The organism is Mesorhizobium sp. BHbdii (assembly GCF_053848045.1).
Genome location: NZ_JBSPKX010000001.1, coordinates 2,558,454 through 2,577,264, shown reverse-complemented (window position 1 = coordinate 2,577,264; position 18,811 = coordinate 2,558,454). Strand labels below are relative to the sequence as shown.

Below are 18,811 nucleotides of genomic sequence, written 5' to 3'. Positions count from 1 at the left end.
ATCTACAGCCCGTGCCGTTCGATCTGATTGAGCCGTTCGATCCGATTGAAAAGGCCGCAGACATCAGAAGGTGGTGGAGGAGGTGCCGAGAAGCGAGGAAATATCAGAGGTGCCAATAGATAGCGTCCAATGTTCATGAGTTCGCATCGGACCGCAAGGATGAGAAGGAAAACGCCAACGGGACTTACGCTCAGCCCTTATCGGCAAAACGCTTGCTGTTTATGCGGCTCTGCCAGCGACTTGACTGGCGAGCATAAGATAAAGGCGTCTGCTTTGCGGACGGAGTTTGGTGCAGATCAAATGATGATCGGGGGTTTCGGCGAACAGAAAGAAAGCATGAGGTTAGCCCAAGGAGTAAAGTCGAAAGTTCTTCACTTCGCCGCCCGGATGTGCGGCCCCTGCAACAACACTCGCACGCAACCCGCCGATCGTGAGTTTGACTTCTTTCACAAAGCTGCACGTGAACTTATGGCCAGGGGAGAGGATCCCAAGCTGGTTTTCAAAGATAAGCGTTACGAGGTGGGATCAGAAACCTACTTAAATGTATTTCGCTACTTCGCAAAGTTGTTGTGCTGCCATTTGGCAGATGTTGCCGGTCCTTGCCCTCAACATCTGTCTCGCTTTGCACTCGGTCAAGCGAGGACAAATTGCGTTTGGCTCGATGTGGATCATGACTGGACTTACAAGCAAATCTCAGCTGAGTTTGGCGCGCATCGATATGCTGCACACGGTGGCTTGGTGATCTACGGGGACAGGAAGACCGGTGGCCCTAACGCTTTTCATTCTACCCTTACGGTCGGGCCGCTGCGTTATATCTTTTTCTCGCGCCTTAACCTGTTTGAGCGACTCGAACTGCGACTCGTTCATCGCGGATTCTACGATTGGTGCCGCACGCAAGTGCAAACATCTGTGGATCAGCCAATTGCTGAGACGGACCGATTGCGACTAGGTCTGCCGGCAGTGAAACCGTCGGAAGGTTAACTTGAACCGTCGATGCCGCCCGGGTAAGGATGTAACCGATCATAGCTAACAAGCTAAGGTGGTATCCAGACGTTCGTCAGGATATGTGCGAAGTAGATCGAGGAAGAGTACTGTTTTTTAGTAAGTGATATGTTGCTCTTAGATTTTGAACTGAGAACGTTACTAACCAACCGTATGCCATAGGCTGGATTGGTCCAAACTTCTTACCACGTTCCATTGCGTTCGCCAAAGCGGTCACACCTTTTAAGAAGAATTCGAAGTCGCGGTCATTACTTGTCACGACTACAATGTTCTACTAATGTTCACCAACGGACACGTAGAATGGAGCCTTTTATGGCCAAACAGCCGACCTCGAAGAATGGAACTTCACGCATTCGGTTCATCATGCTCGACGCTGAGATTCCAGAGGGCGACCTGAGTCAGATCACCTTGGCTATCCAAAATGCCCTAAAGCCGACAACTACAATCGTCCAGCGACGTTTACTTTCCCAAACGCCTGCCGCCTTGCAGAATGGTGTGCAGGACGAAGAAATGGAGGCGGAAGATGAACTGGTCGATGCTGGCGAGGACGCCCAGACGGAATCTGCCGCTGTACGGCCCTCACGCGAAGCGCGCCCTCGCAGGCCGACCGTACCGAAGGTTTTGGAACTAGACCTCACTTCCGGAGCTTCGTTCGAGGCATTCGCTAGCGAACATGCGCCCAAGAACGACACAGAGCGCAATCTCGTCGTGCTCGCATGGTTTAAAGAGCATCGTCCGGACGAGGCGGTAACTGCGAACCACGTTTATACCTGCTATCGCGCTATGAAATGGCCTTCAGGGATCGATGATTTCTCGTGGCCACTGCGAGCCTTGAAGAAGGAGCAACTCGTGACAAGCCCCCACCGAGGGCAGTATGCCATCAACCACCTCGGCATCGCGAGAGTTGAGAAGTTGGGCGCAGCCTCTTGAGCGCCATCGCTGATTTTGCTGGCTCTTCACCGGGTTTCTATCGCAAGACAGCGGTTGATCAACTTTTAGCGCTCGCATGGTTCGTGGAAGCACGTCAGCAGCGCGCCTGCTTCGACGGCGCGTACATACGACAGTGTTTTAAAGAAGCAGGTATCGATCCCCCTGATACGAGCGTTTATCTGCCGCGGTTAGCCGCGAAGAAGCCTCCCCAACTCATAAGGGAAAAGGGCGGCTATCGGCTTGCAGGCGCTGTTCGTCGTGTACTGGATACGCGCCTCGGCGGCGATCCAACCGTGGCCGCTGTAACGAAAGCTCTGACCGATCTTCCCGCACAGGTACCAGACTTGGCAGAGCGAGAGTTTTTGACCGAGGCGCTGAATTGCTATCGCGTTCGGGCATTCCGTGCGACCATCATCATGGCGTGGAATCTTGCCTACGATCACCTAGTGCGCTGGGTGTTCAGTGACCCAAGCCGTGTACAGTCCTTTAATGCTGGGATCGCGTCAAAATATCCGAAGAAGAATCTAGTGGTGGCGAAGCACGAGGATGCGGATGCATTGAAGGAATCTGAGTTCATCGAGTCCGCGCGAGCTGCGAATCTGCTCGACAAGAACACAACTCAAATCCTTAAGGACAAATTGGGCCGCCGCAACATGGCTGCACACCCTTCGCGGGTTACAATCACCCAGCACCAAGCTGACGACATGATAACGGACCTAGTGGCAAATGTGATCCTAAAGCTGGGCTAAGTCCCCCTTGCCATCCCTTGCTCCTTCCCCTAATCTTCCTCTGAGAAAACCTTTCCCAAATCGCCCCGCGCTCGCTGACCTCACCACTCAGCACCTTGCAGGCCAACAAGAGAAAACCTTTTCCCAACTAAGGAATCCGCCGCGCACTATGGCATCCGACACCTCGCCAGTGCCCGCCCCCGTCACTCTCCGCGAGGTGGCCGCCGGCGTCAGCGTGGCCACGGCGTCGAAGGCGCTGAACGGGCCGGGGCGGATGACGGCCGACACGCGCGAGCGTATTCGCGAGACGGCGCGGCGGCTCGGCTTTCGCCCGAACAGCCTGGCGCAGAGTCTTTTGCGCCGGCGTTCCTTCACCGTCGGGCTGCTCACCAACGACACCTATGGCCGCTTCTCGCTGCCGCTGATGGCCGGCGTTTCCGATGCGCTGGTCGATGCCGGCGTCTCGGTGTTCCTCTGCAATGTCGAGGACGACCAGCGCCTCGGCTGGCACCGCGACCACTGCTTCAAGCAGTGAAGCACCGCCGGCGTGGCAGCGTGTTGGTAGGTGAGTGGAACGGCCGCCTCTGACCCTAAGCCGCCCGTCTTTCGGTCATGCCACAAGGTCCGAATCGGGTGGGGCCGGTCTTTTTTGCCTGTCCCCGATTGGATGTGGTTCGCAGTTGCGGGCTGGCTACAGGTCGGCAATACCGGCTTTCAGCAGTCCTTCGCGGACGTGCTGCACATCAGACTCCTGGGCGAAGTGCAGGGTGGCGATAAATGAATCGAGGTCGAATTGCGGATCGAGCGTTCTGATCTTGCCTAGATGCGCCGCGGCCGCGATTTCGTCGCCGAGCCAGCCGTAGCAGGCAGCGGCGAAAGCGTGCTGAACCGAGTCCATGGTTGACAGATGCATGAAAGCTTCGATCGCCTCGCCATACTGGCGCGCGGCGAAATGCGCCTTTCCCAGATGGCTCCAGAACCTCTCCGGGTGGTGCGGGTTCAGCTGCATTGCCTTGCGGATCCATTCAATTCCCTCTTCCGGCCTCCCCAGCCACGTCAATAACTCGCCTTGCTGCACCACCACGAGGTCGTAATTGGGATTGAGGGCGAGGGCGCGCTCTTGATGGTAGCGCGCTGTGGTCAGCTCATTGTTGTTCACGTTCACTGCGGCGAGGATGCGGTGGACATCGGCATCGTTGTCGTCCAGCGCCAGCGCCCTGTCCAGCGCTGCCATGATTTCGTTCCAGACGCCATCCCTGTCTTCGCACCAGTTATGGACCCAGGCCTGGCCAAGGATGCAGGCCCGCCAGGCATGGGCATGAGCATAATCGGGGTCGAGCGCGACGGCCCTGCCAATCAAAGTTTGCGCGCGTTCATTATCCGCAATCGTGCTTCGGTGATGCAGCACCTTGGCAGCAAGCACACATTCATAGGCGGCCATGTTTGCAGGTTTCGCCCGCGCGAGCTGGTCCCGCTGAGCCGCCTCGACACGACCGGGCAGCGTGGCTGCGATCGCCGCGGTCACCTCATCCTGAATCGCAAATATGTCGTCCAGCTTCCGGTCATATTTGTCTGCCCAAATATGAGCGTCATTCGCCGTGTCGATGAGCTGAACCGTCACGCGCACCCTGTCGCCGATCTTGCGGACGCTTCCCTCCACCAGGTATTGGACGTCGAGTTTCTCGGCCACCTCGCGCACATTCACGGCGCGGTTCTTGTAGACGAAGCTGGAATTGCGCGAGATGACGAACAGCTCATGGTGGCGGGACAGTTCGGTGATGATGTCCTCGGTCAGTCCGTCCGCGAAAAATTCCTGCTCGGGGTCGCCGCTCATGTTGTTGAATGGCAGCACCACTATCGAAGGTTTCGAGATGGATCGCTTTGCCTCGACTTCCGGCAGGACAGGACTGTCAAACCCAATGCGATAGAGGCGAACCGGGCGGCTGATGTTCTTTAACGTCTTCTCGCCCAGGTCCTCCATGGCAATTTCGAGACGGTCGGCAATTTGGGTCGCCACCGCTGCGGTCACGCAGATGCCGCCGACGTCGGCGAGTTGTTCAATGCGCGAGGCAATATTGACGCCGTCGCCGAAAATGTCCTCATCTTCGAAAATGATGTCGCCGAGATTTATGCCGATCCTGAATTCGATACGCCGTTCTTGCGGCACATCCGAATTGCGGCGTTTCATGCGCTGTTGGATTTCCACGGCGCATTTCACGGCATCGGTCACGCTCTGGAATTCAACGAGCATGCCGTCTCCGGTGGTCTTGATGATCCGGCCCTTGTTCTTCGCGATGGCGGGATCGAGCAGTTCTATGCGATGGGTCCGAAGGCGCGCGAGCGTGCCGGATTCGTCGGCCTCCATTAGCCGACTGTAGCCCGCCATATCGGCAGCCAGAATTGCGGCTAGTCTCTGTTCCATCGCTTGAACCAAAAACCAAGCCTATCCTTCCTGGGCTGCCAAATCCAGCAATTTGGGCTTGCGGCTGAATCAAGAAGTCTTCCTACCGCAGCAGCAAGAAAGGGCGGATCAGAACCTTCCTCTTCCGCCAGGTGGCTGCGAACTCGATCGCATCAATGGCGGGAGGGATCCGCGCGGCGTCAGACCGGAAACGTCCGATATGAACACGAGTTTGGGCCATTGTGGCTGCACTCGCTGACCTCTGCAAATGGCGCCCTAGCAAGAAATCTTAGACACGCCCAAAACCAAAGCTGTTCCTCTTGCCATCCCGGCATCCTTGCACTAATCTCTCTGAGAAAACCTTTTCCCAAATCGCCCGCATCCGCTTTCACCAGTCAGCGCCTCGCAGGACGATAAGAGAAAACCTTTTTCCAACTAAGGGGATTCGTCGCGCACATCATGGCTTCCGACGCCCAGCCAGTCTTCACCAAGCCCGTCACCCTGCGCGAGGTGGCCGCCCTTGCCGGCGTCAGCGTCGCCACGGCCTCAAAAGCGCTGAACGGGCAGGGGCGGATGACGGCCGAGACGCGCGAGCGCATTCGCGAGACGGCACAGCGGCTTGGCTTTCGCCCGAACAGCCTGGCCCAGAGCCTGTTGCGGCGGCGCTCCTTCACCGTCGGGCTGCTCACTAACGATACCTATGGCCGCTTTTCGCTGCCGGTCATGTCGGGCATTTCGGATGCGCTGGTCGACAAGGGCGTCTCGGTGTTTCTCTGCAATGTCGAGGACGACCAGCGCCTCGGCCAGCTCCATGTCGACGCCATGCTCGACAAGCGCGTCGACGGCATCATCGCCACCGGCAAGCGCATCGATCGCCATCTGCCGGTCGACCTGTCCAATCTCGGCGTTCCCACGATCTATGCTTTCACCCAGCCCGATCCCGGCGCCATCGCCTTTGTGTCTGACGACGCCGGCGGCGCGCGCCTGGCGGTCGAGCACTTTTGCCGGCTCGGACGGCGCCGCATCGCCCATGTCACCGGGCCGGCGAGTTTTGCGGTGGTGCACGCGCGTGCACAGGCCTATCGTGACGTGCTGACCGAGAAAGGCTTGCCGGTCATGGAACCATTGCTCGGATCTTGGTCGGAGGCCTGGGGTCACGAGGCGGTGAAGAAGCTCTTCGACGGCCGACTCTTCAAGGGAAATGGCGAAAAACCCGATGCCGTCTTTTGCGGCAACGACCAGATCGCGCGCGGCGTCATCGACGCGCTGCGCGAGCGCGGCCTTGGCGTGCCGGACGATGTCGGCGTCATCGGTTTCGACAATTGGCAGATCGTGGCCGAGGCAACCCGCCCGCCGCTGACCTCCGTCGACATGAACCTGGCGGCACTCGGGCGCGAGGCCGGCCTCACCTTGCTTTCGCTCGTCGGCGGCGAACCCGCCGAGCCGGGCATCCGAAAACTGCCGTGCCGGCTGGTGGTGCGTCAGTCATGCGGCCGTCTGCCGGACGGCTGAACGAATGCATGTCGCCCAAAAGTGCATAGCGGTTTTGGGATAATGACATGCATGAAACTAGAGGCAGCCGTGCCGATAGTCACCCGCTTGGGAGCGCGGCCGCAGGAACACAAAACCATGAGGAGGAGAACATGAGGACCATCATTACCGGGCTCGCCTTTGCCGCGAGCGTTTTGGGCACGCTCGCAACAGTCGGGCCGGCCGCCGCCGACACTGCCAACATCTGGGTTCGGGCCGACGGCTCGAACTTCATGCCGCGCATCGTCGACGCCTTCAACAAGGGGCATGAGAACCAGATCAAGCTGGACATCATCCCCAATGCCGAGATCATCCCGAAATACGGCGCGGCCGCCGCTGGCGGCACAGCACCCGATGCGCTGTCGCTCGACCTGATCTACACGCCGTCCTTTGCTGCCGCCGGCCAGTTGGAAGACATCACCGACTGGGCGAAATCGCTGCCTTATTTCGCGAGCCTGTCGCCGGCGCACGTCAAGACCGGCACCTACAAGGGCCGCATCTACGGGCTGCCGTTCTCGGCCGATAGTTCGGTGCTGATCTGGAACAAGAAGCTGTTCAAGCAGGCCGGGCTCGACCCTGAAAAGGGCCCGACCAACTGGGCCGAGATCGAAGCCTATGCCGAAAAGGTCAACGCGCTTGGCGGCGACACCAAGGGGTTCTATTTCTCCGGCAATTGCGGCGGCTGCAACATCTTCACCTTCACGCCGCTGATCTGGGCCTCGGGCGGCGACATCCTCACCGAGGACGGCTCGAAGGCGACGCTCGACAGCCCGCAGCTGCGCGGCGCCATCGACCTCTACCGCTCGATGGTCAAGAAGGACCTGGTGCCGGCAGGCGCGCAGACCGACACCGGCTCCAACTTCTTTGCTGCGTTTGCCGCCGGCAATATCGGCATCTCACCGTCTGGCGCCTTCGCCATCGGCGCGCTGAACACGCAATACCCAGACATCGACTACGGCGTCACCTTCCTGCCTGGCAAGGATGGCGGCTGGTCGTCGTTCGCCGGCGGCGACAATTTCGTCGTCACCAAGGGCACCACCAAGATCGCGGTGGTGAAGGAGTTCCTCGATTTCGCCTATTCGCTCGAAGGCCAGACCATCCTGGCGAAATATGGCAGCCTTCCGGTGCGCGGCGACATCGCCAATGAGGCGCTGAAGGAGCTCGACCCGCGCTACAAGGTCGCCGCAGAGGCCATGGCCAAGGGCCGCACGCCCTATTCGGTGGTGTTCAACGACCTGATCAACTCCGCCAACGGTCCGTGGAACCAGATGGTCAACGAGGTCTTCTTCGGCGAAGACGTCGATGGCGCCATCGCCAATGCGCAGGAAACCATGCAGTCGATCATCGACTCGGCGCCGCAACAGTAGGCGCCGTTACCTCCCCCTCGAGGGCAGGTCGGACGCAGGTCCGGGTGGGGTCATCTCGGCAGTGCTCGACGTTCTTTTGCGTCGGCGCGCGTCGGAGGCGACCCCACCCCCGGCCTTCGGCCGGACCCTCCCCTCAAGGGGGAGGGGGACGTAGCGCTAACGGAAGAACAGGCATGACCTCCATCGCAGCAATTTCCACCCCAGCGCGTCGCCGCAAACTGGTCGGCGCCGGCCGCCGGCAGTGGATCGGCCTGCTCTACGTCGCACCGGCCGTCGCCCTTGTCGTCGTCTTCTTCATCATCCCGCTTTGCATGACGGCGTGGATGTCGCTGCACAACTGGCCGCTGATGGGCGCGCACAGCTTCATTGGCTTCGACAATTACTGGGCGATCCTGCGCGACACCAGGTTCTGGAACGCACTCAAATTCACCGGCTACTACACGGTGGTGGTGACGATCGCGATCTTCGCCGTCGCCTTTCCGCTGGCGCTTTTCATCGAAAGGCCGCGGCCGCTGACCGGCTTCTACCGGACGTCGTTCTTCATGCCGGCGGTCATCGGCTTCGCCTCGGCCAGCCTGCTCTGGTCTTGGCTTCTCAATGTCGATTCCGGCCTGTTCAGCCCGGCCGCCTTCGAACTCGGCCTGACCGAGAAGAAGGTCAATCTGCTGGCGACGTTCCAGCCGGCCTTCTGGTCGATCATCGCCATGGTCGTCTGGAAGGTGGCGGGCTTCACCATGATCATACTGATGACCGGCCTGCAATCCATCCCGCCGGATCTGCAGGAGGCGGCGATGATCGACGGGGCAGGGCCGCTGGCGCGGTTTCGCGCCATCACTCTGCCGTTGATGCGCCGCACCCTGGCGCTGGCATTGATCCTGTCGGTTGCCGGCTCGGTGCTCGCCTTTGACCAGTTCTACATCATCCTGCGCGGCGGGCCGCGCAACCAGACGCTGACTGCCGTCTACTGGATTTTCAACCAGTCATTCGTGTCGTTCAAGCTCGGCTACGGCGCCGCATTGTCGATGATCCTGCTGATCATCCTGGTCGCGCTCAGCCTGATCCAGCTGCGGCTGCTGCGCCAACCGGAGGGCGTTGACTGATGGGGCAGGCAAGGAGCCGCAAAACCCGCATCGGCATGCAGATCGCCGAGCACTCGACGGGCATCATGGCCTCATTGCTGTTCCTGGCGCCGATCGTCTGGACCGTGCTTTCGGCGTTCAAGCCGGCGCAGGAGTCGCGTCAGCCGCCGCTGCCGCCCTGGCCGACGACGGGTTTTTCGGTCGAGAATTACGCCACGCTCAACACTTTCGGCGACGGCCTCTGGCTGCCGGCGCAAAACAGCATCTATGTCTCTGCCATGACGGTGGTGCTGTCGGTGATCGTCAGCGTGCTGGCCGGCTACGGTTTCTCGCGCTTCCGCTTTCCGCTGAAGAACCTGCTCTTCGTCCTCATCCTGTCGACGATCATGATCCCGTTCCAGTCGATCCTGACGCCGATCTTCCTGGTGCTGACCAAGATCGGCCTGCACAACACGCTGACCGGGCTGGTCTGCGTCTATGTCACGCTGCAGCTGCCGTTCTCGATCTTCATGATGCGTAACGCCTTCGACGCGGTGCCGCGCGAGATCGAGGAAGCCGCCCGCATGGACGGCGCCAACAATGTCACCATGCTGCTGAGGGTGATGCTGCCGCTGGTCTGGCCGGGCATCGTCACCATCGCGCTGTTCGCATTCCTCGGCGCCTGGAACGAATTCCTGGCGGCGCTGGTGCTGATGACGGACCAGTCCAAATTCACGCTGCCGATCATGATGACTGCGCTGCAGTCCGGCCGCTTCGGCGCCATCGACTGGGGCGCGGTGCAGGCCGGCGTCACCGTGATGATGGTGCCATGCCTGGTGCTCTTCCTGTTGCTGCAGCGCTTCTACATCCGCGGCCTCATGGCAGGGGCCGTGAAGTGACCAATCGAATCGAACCGGAGTAAATTGATGACAGCATCGCAATCCGTCAGTCAGGGCACTACGCCGGGCCAAACCAGCAAGTTGGGCAAGCCAAAACTCGCCTTCCGTCCGCTGCCCGTGCCGCAGGTCGATGTGCGCGGCTTCTGGGGCGACCGTGTCGATGCCGTCGCCACTAGGACCGCCGACATCCTCTACGAGCGCTGCGTCGAGGCGCGCATGCTGGAGCAGATCGACCCGGACCGGCCATCGCCGGGCGTCGTCATTCCGTTCCACTCACCCTCGCCGGACGAGGCAGCCACCGCCGGCAACGAGTTCACGGGATCTACGGTGACGACCCAGATGTTCTGGGACAGCGATTGGGGCAAGACCATCGAGACCGCAGCCTACTCGCTCTATCGCCTTCGCAATGACGCGCTAGAGAAGAAGATCGACGCCGTCATCGACATGTACGGCAAGCTGCAGCAGCCCGACGGTTATCTGTCGAGCTGGTACCAGCGTATCCAGCCCGGCCTGCGCTGGACCAACCTGCGCGACTGTCACGAGCTCTATTGCGCCGGCCACCTGATCGAGGGCGCGGTCGCCTATTACCAGGCGACGGGAAAGCGCAAGCTGCTCGACATCATGTGCCGCTATGTCGACCATATCGCCGAGACGTTCGGTCCCGAGCTCGGCAAGAAGAAGGGTTATTGCGGCCACGAGGAGATCGAGCTGGCGCTGGTCAAGCTCGCGCGGGTCACAGGCCAGCAGAAATACATGGACCTCGCAAAATACTTCATCGACCAGCGCGGGCAGCAGCCGCATTACTTCGACGAGGAGGCGCGTGCCCGCGGCGCCGACCCGAGAGCCTATCATTTCAAGACCTACGAATACAGCCAGTCGCACAAGCCGGTGCGCGATCAGGACAAGGTCGTCGGCCACGCGGTCAGGGCGATGTATCTCTATTCGGGCATGGCCGATATCGCCACCGAATATGGCGACGACACGCTGCGGGTGGCGCTCGACCGGCTGTGGGACGATCTCACGACCAAGAACCTCTACGTCACCGGTGGCATTGGACCGTCGTCGCACAATGAGGGTTTTACCGCCGACTACGACCTGCCCAATGACACCGCCTATGCCGAGACCTGCGCTTCGGTCGGATTGGTGTTCTGGGCAAGCCGCATGCTCGGCATGGGTCCGAATGCCCGCTACGCCGACATGATGGAGCGAGCTCTCTACAACGGCTCGATCTCGGGCCTGTCGCTCGACGGTTCGCTGTTCTTCTATGAAAATCCGCTGGAAAGCCGGGGGGAGCACAACCGCTGGAAATGGCATCGCTGCCCGTGCTGTCCGCCCAATATCGGGCGCATGGTGGCTTCGATCGGCAGCTATTTCTACAGTCTGTCGGACGATGCACTCGCCGTCCATCTCTATGGAAACAGCACGGCTCGTTTCGATATCGCGGGGACGCAAATGGAGCTGACCCAGGCCAGCAATTATCCGTGGGACGGGGCAGTTTCGATCACGATCGAGCCCGAGGCGCAGACCGAGTTTACCTTGCACCTGCGCCTGCCAGCCTGGTGCCGCAAGGCGGCGCTCAAGGTGAACGGGGAGGCGGTCGATCTGGAGGATGTAATCAGCGACGGCTACGCCGCAATCCGCCGCGAATGGCGCAAGGGCGATCAAGTCGAGCTCGATCTCGAAATGGCCGTCGATCGGCTCTACGCCAATCCGGAGGTCCGGCAGGATATCGGCCGCGTCGCGCTTGCCCGCGGTCCGCTGATCTATTGCGTCGAGGAGACCGACAATGCCGGCCAGCTGCATCGCATCGCCTTGCCACGGACGGCAAACATCGAGGCGCGTGAGGAGCCGAACCTGTTGGGCGGCGTCGTAACGCTCTCGGCAGTTGCCGAGAAAGAGGTCTTTGAAAACTGGAAAGACGGGCTCTACCGCACCGAACCACCGGCGGTGGAGGAGACGAAAGTCACCGCCGTTCCCTATTTTGCCTGGGACAACCGCGATCCCGGCGAGATGCTCGTCTGGCTGAGAGACTCGTGATCCGGGGACGAAGATGATGCCGCCGACGAAAGGGATGTCTTGAATTTGCCCCGGCGGCGCTAGTTTAGACGGGAGAGTGGCGCCAGCCACTCGAATGGGTGGAGGCAGAGTTGGCGCTCGAAGATGTCGCGCGTGCAAGCGCTGGCGCTCGCGCCATGGTCCTGACCGTCGCAGCGGTGCCGTTGCTGTTCGTGATCAGCGGACTGGCCATTCGCTACGCAGCATTTGCTTCTGTGTCGGAGGAACCAGGTTTCGCGGCTTATGCCCGCGCGCTCTGCCGCTGGGATTGCGCCTGGTATATTGACATCAGCGAACAAGGTTACGAGCGCTTTCCCATTCCTGACCACAGCAATGTCGGTCGCTGGGGCTTCTTCCCGCTCTACCCGATGCTGGTGGCGACGATTCGGGTTATCTTCCCTTTCCAGACGATACTGGTCGCCACCATCACCTCCATTGTCTGCAGCTACGCCGCCTGTCTGGTGGCATGGCCGCTGCTCGACAAGAACATGCGGGCCTATGTGCTGTATTGCGCTTTTCTGCTCAGCGGCCCGTTCTCCTTTCACTTCACGACCTTTCTGAGCGAACCTCTTTTCGTGCTCCTGACCTCGTGCGTTTTTCTGGCGCTCAAGCGCTCCAGCTATCTCGCCGCGGGTGTTTCATCCGCGCTGCTGTCGGCGACCAGGCTAGTCGGGGTCTTCGTCGTATTTGCGACCGTGATTCAAATGTTCAGGGAGCACCGCGAGCAGGGCGGGTCGACGCTGTCTTTCCCGCGCTGGGTGCTTGGCCGGCCGGATCTGCTGGTCGCTGTCCTCATCTCGCCTGCCGGTTTGTTCGCTTACATCCTGTTTCTTTACCTTACGGTCGGGGACGGCTTTGCGTTCTTGCACGTCCAGCGCGCCTTCGGACGCGTGGCCGGCAATCCGCTGGTCTTCCTATGGGACGGGCTCTCAACTGTTCCGACCATCGGATGGCTGCCCACGGCGCCGCAATGGAGCGCGCTGGCCGCGATCACCGGATTGGCGCTGTCGGCCGTTCTGGCGGCTCGAAGACAATATGGCGCGGCACTCTTCTGCGCGCTCTGCATCATCCTGCCGCTGATCACCAACCTGGCCTCGATGGTCAGATATGTCGTTGGGCTTGCGCCTCTGACAATGTTGCTCGCCGTCCTGTTGTCGGCGTCGAGGCTCATTTGGCTCGCAGCTTTGGTTCTCTTCCTCGGCGCCTGTTATTTCACGACGGTGGCGTGGATCGGAGGCTACCTTGCCTTGGTCTGACACTCTGGGGCCTTACAGATGCGCCGCCTCGCTCGGCGGCTACGTGCTCGCGGCGGTTCTGGCCGGGTCCGAGATTGTCATCCTAACGCTTGCTCTCAATCCGAACGTCAATGCCGATTATCGTGCATATTACATCGATCGGACGACGACCTGCCTCAACCGCGATGCCGTCGGCAGCTACACACTTGGCCAGACGATATCGTTCCGGAACGACGGCGCCAAGCAAGCAGCCGGCATAAAGGTTTGCGGCTGGTCGGGACCCGTCGCCGACGGCACCCATTCCCTGGGCGAGACCTCGCGGCTCCGCGTGAAAATACCGCCGCTGCGCAACGGGCTGACAGCCACGCTGCAGATGGCCGCCGTCATTCGTCCTCCACAGATCACGCAGAGGGTTGTGATCTCGGTGAACGGTGTTCGAGCGCATGCGGTGACGCTGTCTGGCAAAGAACCACGAATGGTCTCGTTCGTCATTCCACCGGCGGCGCTCGGCAAGGCCGATACACTCGAAATTGCCTTCGATTATCTCGACGGCATTCCGCCAACTCCGGCCGCCAGCAACATCTATAAGCGCTCGATCAAGCTGGTGGCGTTCCGGCTGGATGCCATTGAGGTGGATTAGGTAGAGCGGTCGCCTTGCTGGCCGGGTCTACGCTGCGCAAAAACCCATCGGTCGAGCATGAGCAGATTGACCGCTGGAATAAGCAGGCATGTAACCAGAATGGCAATGATGGGCGGCAGGCCGAGCTTCGCGGTCAAAAGCGCCGGCGCCGCGTAAGCCACGGCGAAGCCTGTCGCCGTCAGCAGGAGAAAACGCGCAGCTTCCGATCGGTGCGATCCACTCGACATGAACGTTACTGACTTATGGGCGAGATACGAGAACACGGCAGCCGCGGCGTAAGCTGCAAGCGATGCTTGGACGGGCGAGAAGCCGATCCATTCCGATTTGACCAAACCGATAGCCAAGGCAGCATACAGGATTGTCGCGGCGATGCCGACCAACCCGAAGCGGGCCAGCAGCTTCAGCCCGATGCGGGCGGTCGAACGGCCCTCAGACATACGCACTGCACGCGTACTGGGCTCCAAGCGGCATGGGCGCGAGCACGCGTTCGAGTCTTCGGGCGATGGGCCTGGCCGAGGGCAGCAGCAGGAAATGCTCGGATCGGATATCGCTGAAGCCCGTCTCCTGAAAGAGAGACCTTGCTTTGGCCGCGTTGAGCAGGACCGCGTCCTGATCGAACGGACACCGCAACACCGCAAGACGCGTCAGCAGGTTATAGGGATTGTGTTCGATGATGCAGGCGACGCCGCCCGGCCGCACCACGCGTCGCATCTCCTGGAAGAAATCGAGCCAGGAGACGGGCGGAACATGATGGACGACGCAACTGGCGAAAGCCAGATCGAACGCGCCGTCCTCGTAAGGCAGGCTCGGCGTGGTACAGGCGCGGTAGGCCACACCTGGATTGTCCTGGCCGGCGCGCAGGATCGATTCTTCCGAGACGTCGCAGCCATCCAGGCGCTCGAAGACGCCTTCGAGATAAGGGTGGAGCGACCCGACGCCGCAGCCGACATCCAGCGCCCGCACACCGGCACCACTCTGCCGAAGCCTTCGCTCGACCACGAGACGCCGCAGCAGGTCGGCCTTGGCGATCAGAAAGAAGTCGTGCTTGAGTCCGGAAAACCGGATGGATCCTGCGACCGCCTCGCCATAATTTGATTTATAGCTGTCGAAGAGTTCGGCCATCGGCCGAGGCTCCGTTTCTGGGTTTCCGAAACGATCGACGGCTATCACCCGGGGTGGCAGCACGCACTGCCGTGTCGAAGCCGGCGACCCGATCGATCACGTAAAGCGGACGGCGTTTGACCTCGGCGTGGATACCGCCGACATAGAGCCCGACCACGCCGGTCATGAAAAGATTGATGCCGCAAAGGAGCGACACGATCACCACAGTGGATGTCCAGCCGGCAATGATGCCGGTTTCAAAAATCCAGGCGAAGATGGCGAAGGTACCGAACACCAGCGCAAGCGCGGAGATGGCCAATCCGCCCCACAGCGCCATGCGCAGCGGCTTCTCGGAGAAGCTGACGATGCCGTGAACGGCAAGGTGCATCATCTTCCAGAATGGGTATTTGGTCTGGCCAAGGGTCCGCGCGGGGCGTTCGAAAGGCACCGCCGTCTGCTTGAACCCCATCCAGGCGAACATGCCCCTGACGAAACGATCACGTTCGGGCATTTGCTTGAAGGTTTCCAGAGCCTTGCGCCCGACCAGGCGAAAATCGCCGACGTCGCGCGGGATGTCGACCGACGTCATCTTCTCCAGCAGGCGGTAGAAGAGACTCGCCGTCAAGCGCTTGAACCAAGATTCGCCCTCACGCTTGACACGGCGGGCATAGACGATCTCGAAGCCTTCCTTCCACTTCGCCACCAGATCGAGAACCACCTCCGGCGGGTCTTGCAGGTCGGCATCCATGACGATGACGGCATCACCCGCAGCCGCGTCCATGCCTGCCGTGATCGCGACCTGATGGCCGAAATTGCGGGAAAGCTCGATCAGCCGGAAGCGCGGCTCGACGGCGACGACGTTCCGAAGGTATTCGACGCTCCCATCGAGGCTTCCGTCATCGACGAAGATCGCCTCAGCCTCGCCGTCCAACCGGCAGATCAGCGAACTGATCCGCTCGATCAGTCGAGGCAGCACCTGTTCTTCATTGTATATGGGAAGGACCAGCGAGTACCGCGGCGGCGACACGTTCACCGCAGTCCTGATGCTTTGGATCACAGAGTCTCGCATGCGATTGAAAATGGAACGCAAGCTACAAAGTTCCAAGGACACACAAGAAATCGCTAAATTTAGCGGTTTCGGGCAGGTGCCGATCATGAGTGGAAAGGACAAAGGCGTTACTGCAATCGCACGTCCGCATATGGTCGGAGAACGGCGTCAAAGGGCCATCGGCCAGTCCGAAATCGCTGCGAAGCAGCCTTTGAGGACCCGCTCCGATCATGCCGACTAAAGCCGAGTGTCTGCTGGCCGATCTGTCCTGCGTGCCACTTCTGCCATTGCACAAGCCACATCGGAACAATAGATGGTGCGGAGCGGCCGCCCGGCGGGAAAACAGGACTATGCACATGACCGATACGCTGGACTCAGCGAAATTGACCGACCGCGTCGCGGCCCTGGTCGAGGCTGCCAAACGGGCCGGCGCCGACGCCGCCGACGCGGTTGCGGTGCGCGGCCGTTCGACCGGCGTGTCAGTGCGGCTTGGCAAGGTCGAGGGCACCGAGGCGTCCGAGAGCGAGGATGTTTCGCTACGCGTCTTCGTCGGCAAGCGCGTGGCGAGCGTCTCGGCAACCGCTGCCTCCGACCCGAAAGCGCTAGCCGAGCGCGCCGTGGCGATGGCGAAAGTCTCGCCGGAAGATCCCTATCAGGGCCTCGCCGATCCGGCCTTGCTGGTCAAGAAGCCGCGCGACCTCGATCTGTTCGATCCAACGGAAATCTCGGCCGACCAGTTGAAGGAAGCGGCGCTGGCCGCGGAAGCGGCGGCCCTTGCCGTCAAGGGCGTTACCAATTCGGCCGGCAGCGGCGCCAGCGCCGGGCTTGGCGGGCTGGTGCTCGCCACCTCGCACGGCTTTGTCGGCCACTACGTCGCGTCGCGCTTTTCGCGCTCGACCAGCGTCATCGCCGGCGAGGGCACCGGCATGGAACGCGATTATGAATTCTCCTCGCGCCAGCATTTCTCCGACCTGGACGCGCCCGAGGACATCGGCCGCAAGGCCGGCGAACGCGCCGCGCGGCGCATCGGCGCGCGCAAGGCAGCGACCGGGCCGGTCGATGTGGTGTTCGACCCGCGCGTCGCCCGCGGCATTGCCGGTCATCTCGCCGGCGCCATCAACGGCGGGTCCGTCGCGCGCAAGACCAGCTTTCTGCGCGACATGATGGGCAAGCAGGTGGCGGCGGCCGCGGTCACCGTCACCGACGAGCCGCTCCGGCTCCGCGGCCAGGCGTCGCGTCCGTTCGACGGTGAAGGCATCGAGGGCGAAAAGCTGCTCATGGTTGAGAAGGGCGTTTTGAACCACTGGTTCCTCTCAACCTCGGCCGCGCGGGAATTGGGGCTGACCACCAACGGGCGCGGTTCGCGCAACGGCTCCTCCGTCTCGCCGTCATCAACCAACCTCGCTATCGAGCCGGGCGAGCGGACGCCCGAAGACCTCATCAAGTCGCTCAAATCAGGCTTTTACGTCACCGAAGTGTTCGGCCAGGGCGTCGACATGGTGACTGGCGAGTACAGTCGCGGCGCTTCCGGCTTCTGGATCGAGAATGGCGAGCTCGCCTATCCGGTTGCGGAAGTGACCATCGCCTCGAACCTGAAGTCCATGTTCCTCAACATGGTTCCGGCGAGCGATCTCGATCGCAATTTCGGCACCGCCGCACCAACGCTTCTGATCGAAGGCATGACCCTTGCCGGAGCTTGACCAGGTCACCTCCGCCGGGGCTCGCGAGGATCTGTCACTGCTGCGCGATGCGGCCCGCGAGGCGGGCGCCATCGCCATGCGCTATTTCGGCAACAATCCGCAGGTGTGGATGAAGGGCGGCACCTCGCCGGTGAGCGAGGCCGATCACGCCGCCGACGCCTATCTGCGCGAAACCTTGCTTGCAGCGCGGCCGGACTATGGCTGGCTGTCGGAGGAGACGGCCGACGATCCGGCAAGGCTTGCCGCCCGCCGCACCTTTGTCGTCGATCCGATCGACGGCACGCGCGGCTTCCTCGAAGGCCTTCGCTCCTGGTGCGTCAGCGTCGCGGTGGTCGAAGACGGTCGCACCCTTGCCGGCGTTCTCGAATGTCCCGCCACCGAGGAGACCTATTGGGCGCTGCCCGGTGAGGGGGCGTTCCTGAATGGCCGTCGCATTGCCGTGCGCCGCCCGGCAGCAATGGTCGAAATCGGCGGGCCGAAGCCATTGATAGGGCTGATGCCGGCGGAATGGCAGGGCCGGCTGAGCCGCGTGCCCTATATTCCCTCGCTCGCATACCGGCTGGCGATGGTCGCCAATGGCAGGCTCGACGCGACCTTCGTCAAACCCAACGCCCATGACTGGGACATCGCCGCGGCGGATCTCATCCTGCGCGAGGCCGGCGGCGCATTGCTCGACCAGAATGGCCGCGCACCGCGCTATGCCGGCGAAGTGATCCACCACGGCGCGCTGGTTGCCGGCAGCGGCGAACTGCTCGCCGTGCTCTCCGGCATCATCGCAGGACTGGACGGTTGAACATATCATCAAAGGTTCCAAAGTCGGCGGCTTTGGTCTAGACCTGTCACAAACTCACGATATGTGAAGGACCGACATGACCGCGGAAGACGGAAAGAAGCAGCTTTTGCACCTGGTGTTCGGCGGCGAACTGAAGACGCTGGGCGGGACAGAATTCCGTGATCTCGACGCGCTCGACATCGTCGGCATCTATCCGGATTATCAGTCCGCGCAAACGGCGTGGAAAGCCAAGGCCCAAGCCAGCGTGGACAACGCCCACATGCGTTATTTCGTCGTTCACCTGCACCGGTTGCTCGACCCCGACAACAAGGCCGCCGGTTGACA

The 18,811-nt window shown here is 61.2% G+C and carries 18 protein-coding genes and 1 pseudogene; 15 read left to right on the top strand and 4 right to left on the bottom strand.

The annotated features are described in order from the left end of the window. Positions 1-159 precede the first annotated feature (159 nt). The 4 genes and pseudogenes from ACWTU8_RS12515 to ACWTU8_RS12500 form a co-directional block, all read left to right on the top strand. Complete coding sequence (locus tag ACWTU8_RS12515; protein WP_455848307.1) at positions 160-981, top strand: hypothetical protein; 822 nt, start codon at positions 160-162, stop codon at positions 979-981. 333 nt (positions 982-1,314) lie between these two features. Further along, positions 1,315-1,932 (top strand): hypothetical protein, encoded by a 618-nt coding sequence (locus ACWTU8_RS12510; protein WP_455848306.1) that lies wholly within the window; start codon positions 1,315-1,317, stop codon positions 1,930-1,932. Next, positions 1,929-2,681, top strand: coding sequence for a hypothetical protein (locus ACWTU8_RS12505; RefSeq protein WP_455848305.1), 753 nt, complete (start codon positions 1,929-1,931; stop codon positions 2,679-2,681). Before ACWTU8_RS12510 ends, ACWTU8_RS12505 begins: the two co-directional genes overlap by 4 nt. Before the next feature lie 148 nt (positions 2,682-2,829). Continuing rightward, positions 2,830-3,165: pseudogene (locus ACWTU8_RS12500) on the top strand (LacI family DNA-binding transcriptional regulator); the annotation flags it as partial. Positions 3,166-3,351: 186 nt separating this feature from the next. Here the strand turns inward: ACWTU8_RS12500 and ACWTU8_RS12495 are convergent. Next, on the bottom strand, positions 3,352-5,082 hold the full coding sequence (locus ACWTU8_RS12495; protein ID WP_455848304.1) for an adenylate/guanylate cyclase domain-containing protein: 1,731 nt from the start codon (positions 5,080-5,082) through the stop codon (positions 3,352-3,354). A 438-nt stretch (positions 5,083-5,520) separates the two neighbouring features. On the opposite strand from ACWTU8_RS12495, the gene ACWTU8_RS12490 reads away from it, so the two are divergent. From ACWTU8_RS12490 to ACWTU8_RS12460, 7 genes are all read left to right on the top strand, one after another. After that, positions 5,521-6,573 (top strand): LacI family DNA-binding transcriptional regulator, encoded by a 1,053-nt coding sequence (locus ACWTU8_RS12490; RefSeq protein WP_455848303.1) that lies wholly within the window; start codon positions 5,521-5,523, stop codon positions 6,571-6,573. A gap of 131 nt (positions 6,574-6,704) precedes the next feature. After that, a complete protein-coding gene (locus ACWTU8_RS12485; protein WP_455848302.1) occupies positions 6,705-7,958 on the top strand; it encodes an ABC transporter substrate-binding protein in 1,254 nt (417 codons plus the stop codon). Between the two features lie 173 nt (positions 7,959-8,131). Continuing rightward, the gene (locus ACWTU8_RS12480; protein ID WP_455848301.1) at positions 8,132-9,058 is read left to right on the top strand and encodes a carbohydrate ABC transporter permease; all 927 of its coding nucleotides are present in this window, start codon (positions 8,132-8,134) and stop codon (positions 9,056-9,058) included. Beyond that, a complete protein-coding gene (locus ACWTU8_RS12475) occupies positions 9,058-9,915 on the top strand; it encodes a carbohydrate ABC transporter permease (protein ID WP_455848300.1) in 858 nt (285 codons plus the stop codon). The genes ACWTU8_RS12480 and ACWTU8_RS12475 overlap by 1 nt, the downstream gene beginning before the upstream one ends. Positions 9,916-9,942: 27 nt before the next feature. After that, entirely contained in the window at positions 9,943-11,952 is a 2,010-nt protein-coding gene (locus ACWTU8_RS12470) for a glycoside hydrolase family 127 protein (RefSeq protein ID WP_455848299.1), read from the top strand. A gap of 176 nt (positions 11,953-12,128) precedes the next feature. After that, positions 12,129-13,226: a hypothetical protein gene (locus ACWTU8_RS12465; RefSeq protein ID WP_455848448.1), complete on the top strand. Its 1,098-nt coding sequence runs from the start codon at positions 12,129-12,131 to the stop codon at positions 13,224-13,226. Next, positions 13,213-13,845, top strand: coding sequence for a hypothetical protein (locus ACWTU8_RS12460; protein ID WP_455848298.1), 633 nt, complete (start codon positions 13,213-13,215; stop codon positions 13,843-13,845). The genes ACWTU8_RS12465 and ACWTU8_RS12460 overlap by 14 nt, the downstream gene beginning before the upstream one ends. Here ACWTU8_RS12460 and ACWTU8_RS12455 read toward each other — a convergent pair. Genes ACWTU8_RS12455 through ACWTU8_RS12445 form a run of 3 tightly spaced genes read right to left on the bottom strand, consistent with a single transcriptional unit; the run spans position 13,842 to position 16,015 of the window. Next, positions 13,842-14,282, bottom strand: a complete 441-nt coding sequence (locus tag ACWTU8_RS12455) for a GtrA family protein (protein ID WP_029354108.1) — start codon at positions 14,280-14,282, stop codon at positions 13,842-13,844. The genes ACWTU8_RS12460 and ACWTU8_RS12455 overlap by 4 nt on opposite strands. Next, positions 14,275-14,967, bottom strand: a complete 693-nt coding sequence (locus ACWTU8_RS12450) for a class I SAM-dependent methyltransferase (RefSeq protein WP_455848297.1) — start codon at positions 14,965-14,967, stop codon at positions 14,275-14,277. The genes ACWTU8_RS12455 and ACWTU8_RS12450 overlap by 8 nt, the downstream gene beginning before the upstream one ends. Continuing rightward, entirely contained in the window at positions 14,942-16,015 is a 1,074-nt protein-coding gene (locus ACWTU8_RS12445; RefSeq protein WP_455848447.1) for a glycosyltransferase family 2 protein, read from the bottom strand. Before ACWTU8_RS12445 ends, ACWTU8_RS12450 begins: the two co-directional genes overlap by 26 nt. A gap of 10 nt (positions 16,016-16,025) precedes the next feature. On the opposite strand from ACWTU8_RS12445, the gene ACWTU8_RS12440 reads away from it, so the two are divergent. The 4 genes from ACWTU8_RS12440 to ACWTU8_RS12425 all read left to right on the top strand — a co-directional run bounded on the left by ACWTU8_RS12440 (position 16,026) and on the right by ACWTU8_RS12425 (position 18,809). Beyond that, a complete protein-coding gene (locus ACWTU8_RS12440) occupies positions 16,026-16,235 on the top strand; it encodes a hypothetical protein (protein ID WP_455848296.1) in 210 nt (69 codons plus the stop codon). A gap of 115 nt (positions 16,236-16,350) precedes the next feature. Next, on the top strand, positions 16,351-17,694 hold the full coding sequence (locus ACWTU8_RS12435; protein ID WP_455848295.1) for a TldD/PmbA family protein: 1,344 nt from the start codon (positions 16,351-16,353) through the stop codon (positions 17,692-17,694). After that, positions 17,681-18,487: a 3'(2'),5'-bisphosphate nucleotidase CysQ gene (locus tag ACWTU8_RS12430; protein ID WP_455838055.1), complete on the top strand. Its 807-nt coding sequence runs from the start codon at positions 17,681-17,683 to the stop codon at positions 18,485-18,487. Before ACWTU8_RS12435 ends, ACWTU8_RS12430 begins: the two co-directional genes overlap by 14 nt. Before the next feature lie 76 nt (positions 18,488-18,563). Further along, positions 18,564-18,809, top strand: a complete 246-nt coding sequence (locus tag ACWTU8_RS12425; RefSeq protein WP_029354097.1) for a DUF4170 domain-containing protein — start codon at positions 18,564-18,566, stop codon at positions 18,807-18,809. The last annotated feature ends 2 nt before the right edge of the window (positions 18,810-18,811 follow it).